This is a genomic window from Candidatus Accumulibacter similis (assembly GCA_013347225.1).
GTDB lineage: Bacteria > Pseudomonadota > Gammaproteobacteria > Burkholderiales > Rhodocyclaceae > Accumulibacter > Accumulibacter similis.
On record CP054595.1, the window covers coordinates 4,589,274 to 4,605,745 of the forward strand.

Here is a 16,472-nt window from a genome sequence, read left to right on the forward strand (position 1 = left end):
CCCACCGCTGGCGCCGCTAGAAGCCGATGGCCAGCAGCGCGTAGGCGGCGATCAGCGTCCCCAGCATTGCGCTGCCATAACACAGCAGCTTCGCGCCCGTACCGGCGTGAATGCCGATATCGTGCAGGCTGTGAAAGATGCGGTGCGCCGCATGCCACAGAAAGAGCGCGATGATTGCGAAGATGAACCCCTTGCCGATGATGTTCTGGGCGAAGGCGAGCATCTTCGGGTAGCTCATGGTGTCGGCCGGCAGCAGCAGGCCGAGCGGCAGAGCGAGTCCGGTGATGAACACCAGCATCGGCCCGAGAAGCGCCGAGAGCATGCCGCCAGCGCCGAAGAGAGCCCAGAAGATCGGTGCGTTGGAACGTTTCAGCGGAGCTTTCATCGTGTCATCCCCCATACCAGAGCGAGCAGACCGAGACAGGCGGCAGCCGCGGCGCCGAGCCCGCCGGCGGTGATCACCCAACCCGGCAGGCGCTCGCCCCCGACGACCAACGGTGGCATCGTGCGCGGCATGATCTTGAACCAGGTGTACGTGTGATAGCTCAGCGCCACCAGCGCCGCCAGGTGAAAAGCGATGTACCAGGGGTTCTGCAGCGCCGCCAGCCAGGCATTCCAGGCGGCCTCGCCCTGCGACAGGCGAAACAGTCCGGTGAGCAGGACGCCGGCGTAGGCTGCGACGAACAGGGCGGTACCCTCGTGGATCATGTACTCGACGAAGAACGGGTTCTTGCGCCACCATCCGTCCATCGGGCGCACATAGGGACGACGCTTGCTCACTTGGCACCTCCTTTCGGAGCGAGGAAGCGCAGGAAATAGTCGGCTGCGCTGTTGGTCTTGTTCTGGTTTACCGCGTTCGCCGGGTCTACATGCTTCGGACAGACCTCCGAGCAGTAACCGACGGCCGTGCAGTTGAACACGCCTTCCTCGGAATTGATCAGTTCCATCCGTTCCGCCTTGCCGCCATCGCGTGAATCGACGTTGTAGCGATGCAGCAGCGCCGTCGCTGCCGGTCCGATGAAGCTCGGGTTGAGACCGAACTGCGGGCACGCGGCATAGCACAACAGACAGTTGATGCACGAACTGAACTGCTCATAGGCATTGAGCTGCTCGGGCGTCTGCAGATACTCGCCCTGTGCCAGCGCGCGTTCCTCCTTCGGGATGATGTACGGCTGGATGCTCTCGAGTTTCTCGATGAAGCCTTCCATGTTGATCACCAGATCGCGCTCGATCGGGAAGTGGGCGAGCGCCTCGACGCGCACCCGTGCCGGGTAGTAGTCGCGCAGGAACGTCTGGCACGACAGGCTCGGGATGCCGTTGATCATCATGCCGCAACTGCCGCAGATGGCCATCCGGCACGACCAGCGAAAGCTCAGTGAGCCATCGAGGTAATCCTTGATGTACTGCACACCCTGCAGTACCGACATGTCGTCGGTGAACGGCACCTCGAATACCTGGCGGTGCGGCTCCCTGTCCTTTTCCGGGTGGTAGCGAAGGACCTCGATCTCGATCGTCTTCTGCATTTCAGACATTGGACGCCTTCCTTTCCTGCTCGGCCTTTTCTCCTGCGGCCCCATAAGCCCGCGTTCCCGGCTGCGACTTGGTGATCCTGACCGGTCCGTAGTCGATCCGCGGCGGACCGCCGGCAACGTAGTGCGCCTGCGAGTGCGCCAGGAAGTTGACATCGTCACGCTGCTCGAAACCGTCCAGGCGCTGGTGGGCACCACGCGACTCGCGCCGGTTGATCGCCGAACAGGCCATCGACTGCGCGACATCGAGCTGGTACTCGAGTTCGATGGCGAGCAGCCACTCGGTATTCCAGACGCTCGACTTGTCTTCGAGATTGACGTTGCGGAAGCGATCCTTGAGTTCTTCCAGCTTGTCGCAGGTCTTCTCCATGGTGTCGGCGAGACGGTAGATGCCGCAGCCGTCCTCCATCGTCTGCGCCATTTCCTTGCGCAGCGTGGCGATGCGCTCGCTGCCGCCGCTCTTCGTCTTCAGACCCTGGACGCGCTGTTCGACCGCCTGCGCCTGCTTCAACAGCCGGGCGGAATCGCCGGCCGGTACCGAACGCGCATGGCGCGCGGCTTCGACGCCGGCAACCTTGCCGAAGACGAGCAGTTCCGACAGCGAGTTGGAACCCAGCCGGTTGGCGCCGTGGATGCCGACGCTGGAGCATTCGCCGGCGGCAAAAAGCCCGGGCAGTGGTGCCGCGCAGCGGCCGTCGACGAGGATGCCACCCATCGTGTAGTGCACCGCCGGGCGCACCGGGATCGGCGCATGCGCCGGGTCGACACCCATGAACTGTTCTGCCAGTTCGTAGATCTGTGGCAGCCGTTCGCGCAGCTTTTGCTCGCCGAGGTGGCGCAGGTCGAGGTGTACCACCGAGCCGTGCGGCCCCTCGATCGTGCGGCCCTTCTGCTGCTCGTACCAGAACGCCTGGCTCAGTCGGTCGCGCGGTCCGAGTTCCATCGCCTTGTTGCGTGGCGTCGGCTCGGCCGGCCCCAGCCCATAGTCCTGCAGATAGCGATAACCGTCCTTGTTGACCAGGAAGCCACCTTCACCGCGGCAGGCCTCGGTGAACAGCAGGCCGGTTCCCGGCATGCAGGTCGGATGGTACTGGACGAACTCCATGTCGCGCAGCGGTACGCCGTGCCGATAGGCCAGCGCCATGCCGTCGCCGGTGACGACGCCTCCATTGGTATTCTCGCGGAACACCCGGCCGGCACCACCGGTGGCAATCACCACCGAGCGCGCCTCGACCAGCGTGAATTCGCCGGAAGCGATCTCGATCGCGACGACCCCCTGGACACGCCCGTCCTCAACGATCAGGTCAACGCAGAAATGTTCGTCCAAACGCTTGATCGAGGGATACTTGATCGAGGTCTGGAACAGCGTATGCAGCATGTGAAACCCGGTCTTGTCGGCCGCGAACCACGTCCGCTCGATCTTCATGCCGCCGAACGCACGCACGTTCACGTGCCCGTCCGGCGTCCGGCTCCACGGGCAACCCCAGTGCTCGAGTTGCGTCAACTCCTCGGTGCAATGCGCAACGAAGTACTCCACCACATCCTGCTCGCAGAGCCAGTCACCGCCATGCACGGTATCGTTGAAGTGGTACTCGAGGCTGTCGCTCGCCTGCTTCACCCCCGCCGAACCTCCTTCGGCAGCGACGGTGTGACTGCGCATCGGATAGACCTTCGACACCAGCGCAATCCGCAGCGAGGGGTCTGCCTCGGCAACGGCGATCGCCGCCCGCAGGCCTGCCCCTCCGCCACCCACGATCACCACATCAGCCTTGTATATCTCCATGCTTGATCCTTTCTCGCACCGGACCGAGTCCGGTGACGATCATCCTGCGGAAAGCCGCGGCGGCACTAAGTGCGCCACGGCCAGTCGATTGCGCGTCCGGTTGCCCGCTACTCGCTTGCACCCGCGACAACCTGGAGCGTCAACATCTGGTACATGCCACCAAAGAAACGTTGCTTGCTGACCATGATCGAGCGGCCGTCGCGCGGCAGCCAGGCGGCCACCTCCTCGCTGAAGAGGTCACGTGCGAACGGTTCGAGGCGATCGAGGACCGGCTTCCAGAAATAGCGCAGCGGATTCAGGCGGCTCGGCGGCGCATAGTCGACGATGGTCAGCGTGCCACCCGGTCGAACCACCCGCAGCGCCTCGGCCAGGGTCCTCTCGCGGACGGCCTGCGGTTGCTCGTGCAGGAGAAAGAACAGCAGTGCGCGGTCAAAGCTGCCGTCGGCAAAGCCCAGCGCCGCCGAATCCATGCAATGCATGCGCACCGGTGCCGCGGCAGCCAGCTTGCCGGACAGGTTCTCGAGCTGGATCGGCAGGATATCGACGATCTCGAGCATGCCGCCGGGCGCCACGCATGCCGCCAGACGCGGCGTCAGATCGCCGTAGGCACAGGCGATCTGCAGCGTGCGGCCGGGCAGATGCTGCCCGTACCCCTGCAGCAGCGCATTGCACAGGCGCTTGTAGTTACCCCAGAGAATCAGATTCACCAGCCACTGCCGTTCGAAGACATGGACGGCGCGGGGATGGACGTAGGCCCACCAGTAGTGGGCCTGCAGGTATTGCGGGATCGCAGGCAGAACCTTCTTCAGCGCCACGCTCGTGGCGGCTGGTCGATCGAAGCTGTTTTTCATGATGGAGAGTGCCAACGTTTGCGCTCGCAGAGGAGTCCCTCGAGATCGTCAAGACCGCCGCCGGCACCGCCATGGCAAGCACTGTGCCGATCCCGGAATGCTGCCCGTGCCACCAGTTCGTTCCTTGCCCGGCAACCCGGACAGGCACACGGTAAGCAGCCCGACGCCGTGAGGCCGTACCCTACCCGATCAATCGTCCGAAAGCAACCGAGGCAGCACGGCACGCGCGTTGCCGCTGGTCACCCGCGCCAGCTCGTCGACGTCGCTGCCGCGCAGTTCGGCGAGCAGGGCGGCGATCCGCGGCAGCTCGCCGGGCGTATTGCGTCCTCCCGCGAGCCAAGCTGGCGGCATGTCCGGCGCATCGGTCTCGAGCACGATCGACGACAACGGCAGCGTCGCCGCCAGATGCCGGATGCGTCGCGCGCGGTCGCAGCTCAGCGTCCCGCCGAAGCCGAGCCTGAATCCGAGCGCGATGAACTCGTCCGCCTGCTGCCGGCTGCCGTTGAAGGCATGCGCGATGCCCCCGGCCACGGGTACGCGCCGCAGGTACTTGAGCACCCGATCGACGGCGCGGCGGACATGCAGCAGCACCGGCAGGCCGAAGTCGCGCGCCATCCGCAACTGCTCGACGAAGAAGCGCTCCTGACGCTCGACATCGGCACCGGCGACATGAAAGTCGAGACCGATCTCCCCCAGCGCGACCACCGCTCGTGGCGCCGACGCCGTCTGCTCGAGCCACTCGCGCAGCTGCCGCAGGTCGCCTTCCGCCGCCTGTGGCACGTACAGCGGATGGATGCCGTAAGCGGCAGCGCAACCCGGAATGGCCGCGCAACATTCGCTGACGGCTGCAAGGCTTGCCAGGTCCACCGCCGGCACGACGATCGCCCTCACCCCGGCGGCACGCGCCGCCGCTGCCACCGCCGCACGATCGGCAGCGAAGTCGCCGGCGGCGAGGTGGCAGTGGGTGTCGATCAGCACCACCGGCCGCTACGAAAGGGCGTAGGCGGCCGGCCGACGGTCAAAGAAGGCGGCCAGTCCTTCGCCAAAGTCCGCTTCGGCGGCACAGGCGGCAAAAGCCTGCTGCTCGGCCTGCAACTGTGCTGCCAGCGATGTGGCCAGCGACTGGTTGAGCAGCGCTTTGGTGCGTGCCAGGGCGCCGGTCGGTCCGCTCGCCAGCCGCTGCGCCAGCGCCAGTGCCGCCGACGGCAACTGCGGCAGCGGCACGACCCGGTTGAGCAGGCCGAGTTCGCGCGCGCGCGCAGCGTCGAAACGTTCGCCCAGGAGAGCAATCTCCATCGCCTGCTTGAGACCCACCTGCCGCGGCAGCGACCAGGTGGCGCCGCCATCGGGAGAGAGCGCGATGTTGCTGTAGGCGAGCGTGAAATAGGCGTCTTCCGCCGCCACGACGAGATCGCAGGCCATCATCAGCGACATGCCGAAACCGGCGACCGCGCCCTGCACGGCGGCGACGACCGGCTTCGGCATGCTCTTCAGGTTGAGGATCGCGAAGTGCACGTCAGCGATCACCCGCTCGAAGCGCATCTGCCGCTGCTCGCCAGGCTGCGCCACCTGCTCGCGGAACCACCTGAGGTCACCGCCGGCCATGAAGTGATCGCCGGCGGCGCGCAGCAGTACGGCGCGCACCTCGGGCGCGAAGGCGGCGCGCGCGGTCGCCTCGCGCAGGTCTTCGATCATCGCCAGGTCGAGCGCATTGAGCGCTTGCGGCCGGTTGAGGGTGAGGATGGCGACGTGGTCGCTGACTTCGTAGCTGACGGTGCTCATGCTGTCTCCATGCGTTCAGAGGAACGGGAACGGCGGCTCGGGTGGGCGGCCGCTGATGATGTCGGCGAGGGCGGCCCCTGACCCGCAGGCCATCGTCCAGCCGAGCGTCCCGTGCCCCGTATTGAGATACAGATTGGCGATCGGTGAGCGACCCACAAGCGGCACGTTGGACGGCGTCGCCGGCCGCAGTCCGGCCCAGAACTCAGTCTCGCCAGCCGGCCGCAGGTCGGGAAAGAGCTGCCTTGCGCGTGCCATCAGGGCGTGGCAGCGCACCGGGTTGAGTTCTGTGTCGTAGCCATTGAACTCGGCCGTGCCGGCGATTCGCAGCCGCTGCCCAAGGCGGGAAAAGACGATCTTGTGCGCGTCGTCGATCAGGCTGACGGTCGGCGCGACGCTGTCCGCCGCCAGCGGCACGGTGGCCGAGTAACCCTTTGCCGGGTATACCGGCAGGCGCAGGCCCAGCGGCCGCAACAACAGCGGCGTGTGACTGCCGAGCGCAGCCACGTAGGCATCAGCCTGGTGCCACTCGCCGTCGGCACGCACCGCCTGCACCCTGCCGCCGGCCGCGCGCAGCGCAGAAACCGCGACACCGTAGCGAAAGACCACGCCGGCCGCCGCGCAATGATGCGCCAGCTGCTGTGTGAAGCGGTGCGCGTCACCCGACTCGTCGGCCGCCGTGTAGTCGGCACCGACGAGCAGGGGGCGTGCCGACGCCAGCGCCGGTTCGATGGCAACGCACTCGTCCATGCTCAGTGGCCGCCGCTCACAGCCATACTCGCGCATCAGCGCCGCGGCCCCGAGCGCTGCCGCGAATTCGCGGCGGTCGGTATACAGGTGCAGGATACCGCGCTCGAGCTGATCGTAGGCCAGCGGCACTTCGGCGCGCAGCGCCTGCAGCTGGCGGCGGCTGTAGAGGGCCAGATTGACGATCTGGCGCACGTTGGCCCGCGTCCGCCCGGGCGTGCACTCGCGCAGGAAACGCAGCACCCAGCCGAACAGCGCCGCATCGCAGCGCGGCCGGAACAGCAGTGGCGAGTCCTCCCGCCGCATCCAGGCAAGTGCCCGCAGAGGGGTGTGCGGATTGGCCCACGGTTCGGCGTGCGACACCGAGATCTGGCCGCCGTTGGCGAAACTGGTTTCCAGCCCGGCCGCCGGCTGGCGATCGAGGACGCAGACCTCGTGCCCTGCTCGCGCGAGATACCACGCAGTGCAGACGCCGACGACGCCGGCGCCGAGGACGAGGACCTTCAAGCGGGCAAGCGCCGCTGCTCAGGCCTGGACCAGCGGCCCGCAGGGCGCGGCTTCAAGTCGCCTGCCCCTGCTCACGGGCAATGCGGACCACCTCCGGCAGGCGGCGAAGGCTGCGCATCAGCCTTGCCAGAGCGGTGCGGCCGGCCACCTGGACGGTGAAATTGATCGTCGTGTAGAGGCCGGGATGTTTCTCGTCCATATTGACATGGACAATGTTGGTTCCCGACTGCGAGATCTCGGTGGCGATTCGCCCCAAGGCACCAACGGTGTTCTGCACCGTCAGTCGCAGGCGCACGCTGAACAGCTTGCCCGGCTCCGGCTCCCACTCGACATTGATCCACTTCGCCGGCTTGGCACTGCGCAGCTTGCGAATCGCCTGACAATCGTGCGTATGGATCACCAGCCCCTTGCCCTTCCAGATCGAGCCGATGATCGGGTCACCTGGTATTGGCTGACAACAGGGAGCAAACTGCACGGCCATTCCTTCGCTGCCGCGGATGACCAGCGAAGCAGGCGCCCTGGCCTGAGACTGCGCCTGCGACGCATCCTCTCTTGCCAGCAGACGGCGGGCAACGACGCCAGCGAGACGAAAACCCAGACCGATGTCGGTATAGACCTCCTTGATCAGCTTGTTGCCGGAATCGCGCAGGACGTTCTTCCAGCTCGAAACCGGCAATTCCGAAGCGGCCACACCGAGCGCCCGCAGTTCCTGATCGAGCATCTTCTCGCCCAGCAGCGTGGACTCGTCATGCTGGACGCTCTTCAGGTAATGGCGAATCTTGCTGCGCGCCCGACCGGTCTTGACCGTGGTCAGCCATGCCAGGCTCGGGTGCGCATCGGCCGCGGTGACGATCTCGACGCGGTCGCCGTTGGTCAACTCGGTGACCAGCGGCATCGGCTGGAAATTTATGTTGGCGGCGACACAGTGGTTGCCGATGTCCGAGTGCACCGCGTACGCCAGGTCGACCGCCGTCGCACCGCGCGGCAGGGCGATGATCTTGCCCTTCGGTGTGAAGACGTAGATCTCGTGCGGAAAGAGGTCCACCTTGACATGCTCGAGGAAATCGCCCGACTCGTCGGTCGCACTCTGCAGGTCGAGCAGCGAGTGAAACCAGGTGGAAGTCTTCTGTTGCAGGTCGGCGCCAAAGTGCTCGCTGTCCTTGTACAACCAGTGCGACGCGATGCCTTCCTGCGCCAGGTTGTCCATCGCTTCGGTGCGGATCTGCAACTCGAACGGCGTGCCATGCGGTCCGATCAGTGTCGTGTGCAACGACTGGTAACCGTTCGGCTTCGGGATGGCGATGTAGTCCTTGAATTTCCCCGGCACCGGTTTGTACAGGCCGTGCAGGACCCCGAGCGCGACATAGCAGGTCGTCTGGTCGGCGACCAGCACACGAAAGCCGTAGACGTCGAGCACCTGCGAGAACGAGAGCCGCTTCTCGAGCATCTTGCGGTAGATCGAGTACAGGCTCTTCTCGCGGCCGAACGTGCGTGCCTCGATGCCCGCGTCCTGCAGCCGGCGGTTGATGCCGTCGAGAATCCGCGACAGGAGTTCGCGCCGGTTGCCGCGAGCTGCCTTCAGTGCACGCGCAAGAACGCGGGCGCGCATCGGGAAGATGAGTTCGAAGGAGAGATCCTGCAACTCGTGGTAGAGCTTGTTGAGACCCAGCCTGTTGGCGATCGGCGCGTAAATCTCGAGCGTCTCGCGGGCGATGCGGCGGCGCTTCTCCGGCCGCATGGCAGCCATGGTCTGCAGATTGTGGTGGCGATCGGCGAGCTTGATCAGGACCACGCGCAGATCACGCGCCATCGCCATCAGCATCTTGCGGAAGTTCTCCGCCTGCGCTTCCTCGACCGACTGGAACTCGAGCTTGTCGAGCTTGGACAGGCCATCGACGAGATCGGCAACCGGCTTGCCGAAGCGCTCGGCGATGGTGCTCTTGCTGACCGGCGTGTCCTCCATCACGTCGTGCAGCAACGCAGCGATCACCCCCTCGACGTCCATCTGCCATTCGGCAATCTCGCCGGCAACAGCCAGCGGGTGGGTGATGTAGGGCTCGCCCGACTGCCGCATCTGACCCCGATGCGCCGCCTCGCTGAAGCGATAGGCCTCACGGACGAGTTCGACCTCTTCCGGCGGCAGGTACATCAGGCTGTCGATGAAGACCTGGTAGGCGGGATCGTCCTCGGCACAGGGGATCGGCTCGGGGGGGTCCGGCGGTGCGGGTTCCGCCTCGGCAGCAGCGGCTGCGGTCGCCGGTGCAGCCGGCACCACCGCCTCCGTGTCGCTTACGGCAACCTGCCCATTGACCGTCGCAGCAGGCGCATCAACGGTGCCATCCGCCACGTGCTCCAGGGCAGCCGCTGGCGCCTGCGGCCCGACAACGTAGTCCGGCCCGCCAGGGTCGCCGGCAACAGGCCCTGCCGGCGGCCGGGTCGCATCGAGGGCAGCCGCCGCGACCGCGGTCCCTACACCGCGACCACCCGCGTCCATGCCTGCGCCTCGCAAACGGTACGCGAACGCTCAGGCCTGGCCGCGGTTGAGCACTTCCAGTCCGACCTTGCCGAGCGCAATCTCGCGCAGCGCCGTGACGGTCGGCTTGTCACGGTTGGCATCGATCAGCGGCGACGCACCGGCAGTGATCTGGCGCGCGCGATAGGTCGCAGCCAGCGTCATCTGGAAACGGTTTGGAATACGGTTCAGACAGTCGTCTACGGTCACTCTTGCCATGCGGATCTCCAGGGTGTCAGAGCATAGATGCGAACAGGGTGGAATGTCGCTGACGTTGCGTGGCATAGCGCAGTCGCGCCGCACTGATCACCGCCAGCAGATCGTGCAGCGCACGTTGCAGGTCTTCGTTGATGATAACATAGTCGAATTCGGCGACATGCCGCAACTCTTCCCGCGCCGCCGCCAGTCGACGCGTGATCGTTTCGGCGCCGTCGGTCGCCCGGGCGCGCAGCCGCCGCTCCAGTTCCGTCAGCGACGGCGGCAGGATGAAGATACCGATCGCCGCCGGAAAGAGTTTCCGCACCTGTTGTGCGCCCTGCCAGTCGATCTCCAGCAACATGTCCTGGCCAGCGAGCAGGGCGGCTTCGACGACGCTTCTGGCGGTGCCGTAGTAGTTGCCGTGGACTTCGGCCCATTCGAGGAAGCCGCCGGCAGCCACCTGGTCGAGAAACTCGCCGACAGCGACGAAGTGATACTCGCGCCCGTCCTGCTCACCCGTCCGCGGCGCGCGCGTGCAGTGCGAGACCGAGACGCCGAGCGCCGCGTCGTTTTCCAGCAGCAGCCGCACCAAGGTCGTCTTGCCGGCGCCGGACGGCGCGCTGACGATGAAGAGGTGTCCGGTCATGGGCTCGCTTCCATGAATGCAGACCGCCCATTGTACTCGCGCTGCCGGCGTCTGCCAGCAAGCCAGTGGACTTTCCGGTGGCTGGCGTCGACAGGCATGGACTCGTCCTCGCCAAGAGACGAAAATGACGCTGTCTACACCTACTTCAATCTGCACGGAGCCATCCGATGTCCTGCTGCCACCTGCTGGCGAAGACCGCCCTGCTGCTTTCCGTCCTGGCGACGACCAACGCCAGCGCGGCGGTTCCGCTGAAGGTCGTCGGCTTCGACGACATGTCCTGCCGCGCCTGGGTGGCGTCGAAGAGCGATGCCGAACAGCGCGCGGCCTATGTCGCCTGGGTCCGGGGTGTGCTCACTGGGCACAACTACGCCAATCCAGGCCAGCAGGTATCGGTCATTTCGAGCAACACGGTCGAACAGTACGTCGACCGCCACTGCAATGAAAAGCCGCAGGGCAGCTTCAGCGATGCGGCCCTGCGGCTCACCGACCGTCTCTCCGGCCGCAATGCTCCGATCACCAAGTAGGTGGGCAGACGACTTCTGATCGGGCGATCTGGCTCATGCAAACCATCTACACCATCGGCATGCGGGCGGCCTGCCTCCTGCTCGGGGGCCCACCGCGCAACTCGCCGGGCGGAGCCGGCCGATGACCGAGATCCTCTGGGTCGCTGCCTTCGCTGCCATGCTGCTCGGGCTGCTTGGCGTCTTCCTGCCGCTGCTGCCCGGCATGCCGCTGCTCTTTGGCGGCATGCTGCTGGCCGCCTGGCTGGATGACTTTGCGCGCATCGGCGTGCCGACGCTGATCGTGCTGGGAGTGATGACGCTGGCGGCCTGGCTGGTCGAAACGCTCGCGTCGGTCTGGGGCGTCAAGCGTGCCGGCGCCAGCGGCATGGCGATCGCCGGCGCCGGTGCCGGGGCGATCGTCGGCATTCTTGGCGGCCTGCCGGGGCTGATTCTCGGTCCGATCGTAGGTGCCGTCTGCGGCGAGTACATCGCACGCCGCGATCAGCGCCGCGCAGCGCGGGCCGGCCTCGCCGCCGGCATCGGTTTTCTCGTCGCCGCCGTCGCCAAACTGGCCATCGCCGTGACCATGCTCGCCGTCTTCCTCTTCGCCTGGTTTGCCTGAAGCCGGGCAGCCGCCACGCGGTGGACGCCGCCGCCTGCCGCTCACCGGGGTGGCACCGCCATGCGGGCGCCACCCTGCAGGTCTTCGGCGCTGTTGATGTTGGCAAAGGCCGCCGGCTGATCTTCAAAACTCACCTCGATCAGCGGCAGCGAGCAGAACCAGCGCTCGACACGTCGCCCGCCAGCCGCGAGATGGGCGCTCAGGGCGGGCAAGGCGCTGCGCCGGCACAGGCAGAAGACCGGCTGCACACGCCCCAGACTGCGCGCCACCGCCACCTCGGCGCCGCTCTCGTCGAGGGCCGCGCGCAGGCGGGCCACCAGGTCGGTCGGCAGGAAGGGCGAATCGCAGGGAGTCGTCGCCAGCAGTGGATGGCGGGCGACCGACAGCGCTGCGTGCAGCCCGGCCAGGGGTCCGGCGAAGCCGTCGATCCGGTCGGGGACGACGGCATGACCGAACGCGGCGTAGCGCTCGCCGTTGCGGTTGGCGTTGATCAGCAGTTCGTCGACCTGTGGCGCCAGGCGGTCGATCACCCAGGCGACCAGCGGCCGGCCGTCGAGTTCCTGCAGCCCCTTGTCGACTCCGCCCATTCGCCGGCCCAACCCGCCGGCGAGGATGACGCCACTGATTCCGCCATGATCCATGCAGCGGATTCTACGCCACCTGCCCGCCGACCGGCGGCGCACCGCCGCGCCAGCTCCGGGACGTCCGGCAAGGATTATCCGCCGGATCTAGAATGACGCTGTCGCGCCCGCGCGCGGTCCGCCCGTCGCTGCTGCCTGCCGGCCAGTGCAGGCCGGCGCCGCCAGCTTCTGCCGTACCAACCCTCTACCAGAAAGCTCAACCCCATGCGACCCTCTCCTCTCGCCGGCCTGCGCGTGCTCGACCTGACGCGTCTGTTGCCGGGTCCGCTTGCCAGCATGCACCTCGCCGACCTCGGCGCCGACGTGATCAAGGTCGAGGACACCGGCGCCGGCGACTACGCGCGCAGCGCCGGTGCGGTTCACGGCGCCGTCAGCTACTTCCAGCTGGTCAATCGCAACAAGCGCAGCCTCCGGCTCGACCTCAAGCAGGCAGCCGGCGTCGACACCTTCATGCGTCTGGCGACGACTGCCGACGTCATCCTCGAGGGCTTCCGGCCCGGCGTGGTGGACAAGCTGGGAATCGGCTATGCGGCGGTGGCGGCAATCAACCCGCGCATCGCCTACTGCGCCATCACCGGCTACGGCCAGGATGGGCCGTACCGTGACCGCGCCGGCCACGACCTCAACTACCTCGGCTACTGTGGTCTGCTCGACCAGATCGGCACCGCCGGCGCTGCGCCGGCGATCCCCAACTTCCAGATCGGCGACCTGCTCGGCGGTTCGTTGAGTGCGCTCGTCGGCGTCCTCGCCGCCGTCATCGACGCGCGCGCGACGGGCCATGGTCGCTACGTCGATGTTTCGATGACCGACGCCGTCTTCGCCCACACGCTGTTTCCGCTGCTCGCCGTGCTCGCTCTCGGCCATGCCGTGCCACGCGGCGAAGACGTGCTCTCCGGCGGCATGCCGAGCTATGGCGTCTATGCGACGCGCGACGGCCGCCATCTGGCGGTCAGTGCGATGGAACCGAAGTTCTGGCAGATGCTGTGTGCGGCCATCGGGCGTCCCGATCTTGCCCCTTTCGCCTTCGCCACCGGCGCCGAGGGCCGGCGCATCCGCAGCGAACTCGAGGCGGCTTTCGCCAGCCGCAGCCTGGCCGACTGGAGCGCGTTGTTCGAGCAGGTGGACTGTTGCGTGACGCCGGTCCTGCGCTTCGAGGAAAGCATGGAGAACGAACACCTGCAGGCCCGCGGCATGCTCGTCGAAGTCAATGGCGTGCGCCAGTTCGCGCCGCCGTTCAAGATCAGCGAGTTGCCTTTCTCGGCCCGCCTGCCACCCCCCGAGGCCGGCGAGCACAGCGACGAAATCCTGCGTGCCAGCGGCTTCAGCGGCGACGAGATCGCCCGCCTGCGCGCGCAGAAGGTGATCTGAGACCGCCGCGGCTGGCAGGAAGCGCAGCTCGCGCCGGCGGTGCGCTGCCGGCCGGCCGTCGGCGCGTGCGCCGGGCACGACGGACAGGCAATCCGGTAAGATGGCGCCGCCGGCGCGACAGTCCGTCAGCGCCGCTTCCCGTCCGCGACCCGAGAAACCAGCCGCAAGATGCCCGCCATTGCCTACCTGAACCGCCTGCTGCCCGGCCTGCAACCGCTGCTCAAGTACCGTGCCGCCGATCTGCCGCACGACATCAGCGCCGGGCTGGCGGTTGCCGCCGTATCGATCCCGGTCGCCATCGCCTACGCCGAGATCGCCGGGCTCAGTCCCTCCGCCGGCCTCTATTCGTCGATCCTGCCGCTGATCGTCTACGCACTCGCCGGAACCTCGCGGCAGATGATCATCGGCCCCGATGCCGCCACCTGCGCCATGATCGCCGCCGTCGTCGCGCCGATGGCGGCGGGCAACAGCGGCCTCTACCTCTCGTTCAGCATCGCCCTGACGCTGCTCACCGGCATCTTCTGCCTGGCCGCCAGCTTCCTGCGCCTCGGCGCGCTGGCCGATTTCCTCGCCCGGCCAATCCTCGTTGGTCTGCTCAACGGCATCGCGTTGTCGATCATGGTCGGTCAGATCGGCAAGGTCCTCGGCAGCAAGCCGCAGGCCAGCCGCCTCATCCGCCAGTTGCTGGAAATCCCGGAACTCGTGCTGCAGGCACACATGCCGACGGTGCTGCTGTCGCTCGCCTGCGTCCTGGTGATGGCGGTGATGCCGCGGCTTTCGCAGCGCCTGCCGGGATCGCTGGTGACGATGGCCCTCGCCGGTCTGGCGGCCTACCTGCTGCGCCTCGACGAGATGGGCGTGGCGCTGATCGGCCCCGTCGCCAGCGGCCTGCCCTCGCTCGAGTGGCCGGATCTGCAGTTGCACGAGGTGGGCGATCTCGCCGGCGCCGCCGCCGGCCTGGCGCTGGTGCTGTTCACCAGCGGCATGCTGACCGCGCGCAGCTTTGCCGAGCGCAACCGCTACGACATCGACGTCGATCGCGAATTCGCTGCCTTCGGCCTCGCCAACATCGTCGCCGCCGTGTCGCAGGGCTTTGCCGTCACCGGCTCGTCCTCGCGCACCGCGGTCAACGACGCCAACGGCGGCCGCACGCAGATGGTCGGCATCGTCGCCGCCGTCGCCGTCGCGCTGCTCCTGCTCGCCGGTACCGACTGGCTGGCCTGGCTGCCGATTCCGGCGCTCGGAGTCGTGCTCATCTTCGCCTCGTGGTCGCTGCTCGACCTGCAGGTGTTCCGCCGCTACCACCAGGTCGAACGGGCAGCGCTGCTGCTTGGCGCCGTCACCATGCTCGGTGTCCTCGCCTTCGGCGCCATCAAGGCGATCGTGCTGGCGGTGACGCTCGCCCTGCTGATGTTCGTCCGCCGCGTCGCGCGGCCCGACCTCGAGCAGTTGGTCACCGTCCGTGGTCGCCCCGGGCTGTACAACCGGCTGCTCTTTCCGGACGCCAGGCCGATCGACGGGCTCCTCCTGCTGCGCTTCTGCGGGCCGCTCGTGTTCTTCAACGCCAGCCATTTCCGCAGCGAGGTGCAGCGCGCCATCGCGCGTCAGGCGGCGCCCGTCGAGCGTGTCGTGCTCGACCTGATTCCGATGACCAACATCGACATCACCGGCATCGACATGCTCGAGCGGCTCGACGAGGAACTCGCCGTACAGGGAATCGTCCTCACGCTCGCCGGTCGCCAGATCGAGTTTGAGCGCTGGCTGCAGGTCACCGGACACCCCGACGAATCGCTGCGGCAGCGTGCCTACCCGACGATGCGCCAGGCCATACGGCAATGGCACGGGCGCGACGAAGGAGCTGCCGAAGAGGATGCCGAGAGCGAGGCCGAAACGGCCGCGCCGACTCGGGAAGCGGTTGCCGAGGCGCCCCCGGCGCGAAGCGACGAGGCTGGCGGGAATGGCAATGAACGGGCCTGAGCGGGGCTCCGGCTTCGCCGCGCGATGCACCGGGGCGGCGGCAGCCGGCCCGCTGCGCATCGATCGCCGCGACTCCGTCGCCTGCCCGTTGCCCGGCTGCCGATGCGGGGGCGGCGACCGGCAACAGGCGCGCGCCGCGCAACGGCGGCCGGGCAGCCGGCGATGCCGTGCTCTCGCGAGCGAATCAGCCGGACGGCTCGGCCTTCTCGTTCTCCAGACCCTTGGCGGTGATCTCCTCGTACAGGTTTGCCATCTTGGCCGCCAGTTCCTGGTACTCGGGATGCTCCCGGACGACTTTCTGCGCCGCCTGCATGTCGCCAAAGACCCACTCGAGGAAGGCGATGTCGAGTTCGTCGAGCCGCTCACCGGCATCGACCTTTGCCTTGAGATCGAGCGCCCGTGGCAGACGCTCCCTTTCCAGCCGCTCCAGAATGACTGTCGCGAGGCCCAGACTATCGGATTCCTGACTCATTGCACCCTCCTCTCGGGTCATGGCAGCGACGAACGGCGAGGTTCCGCAGTGGTCTGCCGGGATCAACAAAGCTTGCGCGACGAATCATGCCAGCTTCCAGCGGCCCAAGGCAAGAGAGCCCGGTCGCCCCGGCGCGCACACGCGCTGACGGCGAGTCACAGGCCGTTACAGAAGGGGACAGAGCGGCAACAGACTGTCCGGCCGGTGATTGTTATTCTTCGCTCCGTCGCTGCCAGACTCTCCTCCCCCCTCCTCCGTATGGCAGCGATGCAGTACCCGGCCCGCGCAGCCCTCCCTCTGTGCGGGCCTTTTCCATTCTGGCAGCCGGTCGTCGGCC

The 16,472-nt window shown here is 67.1% G+C and carries 17 protein-coding genes; 4 read left to right on the top strand and 13 right to left on the bottom strand.

All coding sequences use genetic code 11. The features are described from left to right. Positions 1-16: 16 nt before the first annotated feature. The 11 genes from frdD to gmk form a co-directional block, all read right to left on the bottom strand. Positions 17-385 carry a fumarate reductase subunit FrdD gene (gene frdD, locus HT579_20255; protein ID QKS31047.1) on the bottom strand — a complete coding sequence of 123 codons (369 nt, stop codon included), beginning with the start codon at positions 383-385 and terminating at the stop codon, positions 17-19. Continuing rightward, the gene (locus HT579_20260; protein ID QKS31048.1) at positions 382-780 is read right to left on the bottom strand and encodes a fumarate reductase subunit C; all 399 of its coding nucleotides are present in this window, start codon (positions 778-780) and stop codon (positions 382-384) included. The genes frdD and HT579_20260 overlap by 4 nt, the downstream gene beginning before the upstream one ends. Further along, the gene (locus HT579_20265) at positions 777-1,532 is read right to left on the bottom strand and encodes a succinate dehydrogenase/fumarate reductase iron-sulfur subunit (protein QKS31049.1); all 756 of its coding nucleotides are present in this window, start codon (positions 1,530-1,532) and stop codon (positions 777-779) included. Before HT579_20265 ends, HT579_20260 begins: the two co-directional genes overlap by 4 nt. Continuing rightward, on the bottom strand, positions 1,525-3,312 hold the full coding sequence (gene frdA, locus HT579_20270) for a fumarate reductase (quinol) flavoprotein subunit (protein QKS31050.1): 1,788 nt from the start codon (positions 3,310-3,312) through the stop codon (positions 1,525-1,527). The genes HT579_20265 and frdA overlap by 8 nt, the downstream gene beginning before the upstream one ends. A gap of 107 nt (positions 3,313-3,419) precedes the next feature. Beyond that, a complete protein-coding gene (locus HT579_20275; GenBank protein QKS31051.1) occupies positions 3,420-4,163 on the bottom strand; it encodes a class I SAM-dependent methyltransferase in 744 nt (247 codons plus the stop codon). A gap of 189 nt (positions 4,164-4,352) precedes the next feature. Then, positions 4,353-5,141, bottom strand: coding sequence for a TatD family hydrolase (locus HT579_20280; protein QKS31052.1), 789 nt, complete (start codon positions 5,139-5,141; stop codon positions 4,353-4,355). A 9-nt stretch (positions 5,142-5,150) separates the two neighbouring features. Further along, on the bottom strand, positions 5,151-5,945 hold the full coding sequence (locus HT579_20285; GenBank protein QKS31053.1) for an enoyl-CoA hydratase/isomerase family protein: 795 nt from the start codon (positions 5,943-5,945) through the stop codon (positions 5,151-5,153). A gap of 15 nt (positions 5,946-5,960) precedes the next feature. Then, entirely contained in the window at positions 5,961-7,196 is a 1,236-nt protein-coding gene (locus HT579_20290) for a D-amino acid dehydrogenase (protein ID QKS31054.1), read from the bottom strand. Positions 7,197-7,248: 52 nt separating this feature from the next. Continuing rightward, the gene (locus HT579_20295) at positions 7,249-9,345 is read right to left on the bottom strand and encodes a bifunctional (p)ppGpp synthetase/guanosine-3',5'-bis(diphosphate) 3'-pyrophosphohydrolase (GenBank protein ID QKS31739.1); all 2,097 of its coding nucleotides are present in this window, start codon (positions 9,343-9,345) and stop codon (positions 7,249-7,251) included. 375 nt (positions 9,346-9,720) lie between these two features. Then, positions 9,721-9,927 carry a DNA-directed RNA polymerase subunit omega gene (locus HT579_20300; GenBank protein QKS31055.1) on the bottom strand — a complete coding sequence of 69 codons (207 nt, stop codon included), beginning with the start codon at positions 9,925-9,927 and terminating at the stop codon, positions 9,721-9,723. Positions 9,928-9,943: 16 nt separating this feature from the next. Beyond that, entirely contained in the window at positions 9,944-10,552 is a 609-nt protein-coding gene (gene gmk, locus HT579_20305) for a guanylate kinase (protein ID QKS31056.1), read from the bottom strand. A 167-nt stretch (positions 10,553-10,719) separates the two neighbouring features. Between gmk and HT579_20310 the strand changes: the two genes are divergently transcribed. Both HT579_20310 and HT579_20315 read left to right on the top strand, forming a co-directional pair. Next, on the top strand, positions 10,720-11,076 hold the full coding sequence (locus HT579_20310) for a hypothetical protein (protein ID QKS31057.1): 357 nt from the start codon (positions 10,720-10,722) through the stop codon (positions 11,074-11,076). A gap of 121 nt (positions 11,077-11,197) precedes the next feature. Continuing rightward, on the top strand, positions 11,198-11,677 hold the full coding sequence (locus tag HT579_20315) for a DUF456 family protein (GenBank protein QKS31058.1): 480 nt from the start codon (positions 11,198-11,200) through the stop codon (positions 11,675-11,677). A gap of 41 nt (positions 11,678-11,718) precedes the next feature. Here the strand turns inward: HT579_20315 and mobA are convergent, their stop codons facing one another. Then, on the bottom strand, positions 11,719-12,318 hold the full coding sequence (gene mobA, locus HT579_20320) for a molybdenum cofactor guanylyltransferase (GenBank protein ID QKS31059.1): 600 nt from the start codon (positions 12,316-12,318) through the stop codon (positions 11,719-11,721). Between the two features lie 204 nt (positions 12,319-12,522). On the opposite strand from mobA, the gene HT579_20325 reads away from it, so the two are divergent. Beyond that, positions 12,523-13,686, top strand: coding sequence for a CoA transferase (locus HT579_20325; GenBank protein ID QKS31060.1), 1,164 nt, complete (start codon positions 12,523-12,525; stop codon positions 13,684-13,686). Between the two features lie 207 nt (positions 13,687-13,893). Next, a complete protein-coding gene (locus tag HT579_20330) occupies positions 13,894-15,663 on the top strand; it encodes a SulP family inorganic anion transporter (protein QKS31740.1) in 1,770 nt (589 codons plus the stop codon). Between the two features lie 184 nt (positions 15,664-15,847). On the opposite strand, the gene HT579_20335 is transcribed toward HT579_20330, so the two are convergent. Then, positions 15,848-16,135 carry a hypothetical protein gene (locus HT579_20335; GenBank protein QKS31061.1) on the bottom strand — a complete coding sequence of 96 codons (288 nt, stop codon included), beginning with the start codon at positions 16,133-16,135 and terminating at the stop codon, positions 15,848-15,850. Between the last annotated feature and the right edge of the window lie 337 nt (positions 16,136-16,472).

Coding starts and splice junctions, on each gene's coding strand:
- HT579_20310 (QKS31057.1), top strand. CDS start 10,720: ATGTCCTGCTGCCACCTGCTGGCGAAGACCGCCCTGCTGCTTTCCGTC.
- HT579_20285 (QKS31053.1), bottom strand. CDS start 5,945: ATGAGCACCGTCAGCTACGAAGTCAGCGACCACGTCGCCATCCTCACC.
- HT579_20295 (QKS31739.1), bottom strand. CDS start 9,345: ATGTACCTGCCGCCGGAAGAGGTCGAACTCGTCCGTGAGGCCTATCGC.
- HT579_20315 (QKS31058.1), top strand. CDS start 11,198: ATGACCGAGATCCTCTGGGTCGCTGCCTTCGCTGCCATGCTGCTCGGG.
- HT579_20325 (QKS31060.1), top strand. CDS start 12,523: ATGCGACCCTCTCCTCTCGCCGGCCTGCGCGTGCTCGACCTGACGCGT.
- HT579_20300 (QKS31055.1), bottom strand. CDS start 9,927: ATGGCAAGAGTGACCGTAGACGACTGTCTGAACCGTATTCCAAACCGT.
- gmk (QKS31056.1), bottom strand. CDS start 10,552: ATGACCGGACACCTCTTCATCGTCAGCGCGCCGTCCGGCGCCGGCAAG.
- HT579_20275 (QKS31051.1), bottom strand. CDS start 4,163: ATGAAAAACAGCTTCGATCGACCAGCCGCCACGAGCGTGGCGCTGAAG.
- frdD (QKS31047.1), bottom strand. CDS start 385: ATGAAAGCTCCGCTGAAACGTTCCAACGCACCGATCTTCTGGGCTCTC.
- mobA (QKS31059.1), bottom strand. CDS start 12,318: ATGGATCATGGCGGAATCAGTGGCGTCATCCTCGCCGGCGGGTTGGGC.
- frdA (QKS31050.1), bottom strand. CDS start 3,312: ATGGAGATATACAAGGCTGATGTGGTGATCGTGGGTGGCGGAGGGGCA.
- HT579_20335 (QKS31061.1), bottom strand. CDS start 16,135: ATGAGTCAGGAATCCGATAGTCTGGGCCTCGCGACAGTCATTCTGGAG.
- HT579_20265 (QKS31049.1), bottom strand. CDS start 1,532: ATGTCTGAAATGCAGAAGACGATCGAGATCGAGGTCCTTCGCTACCAC.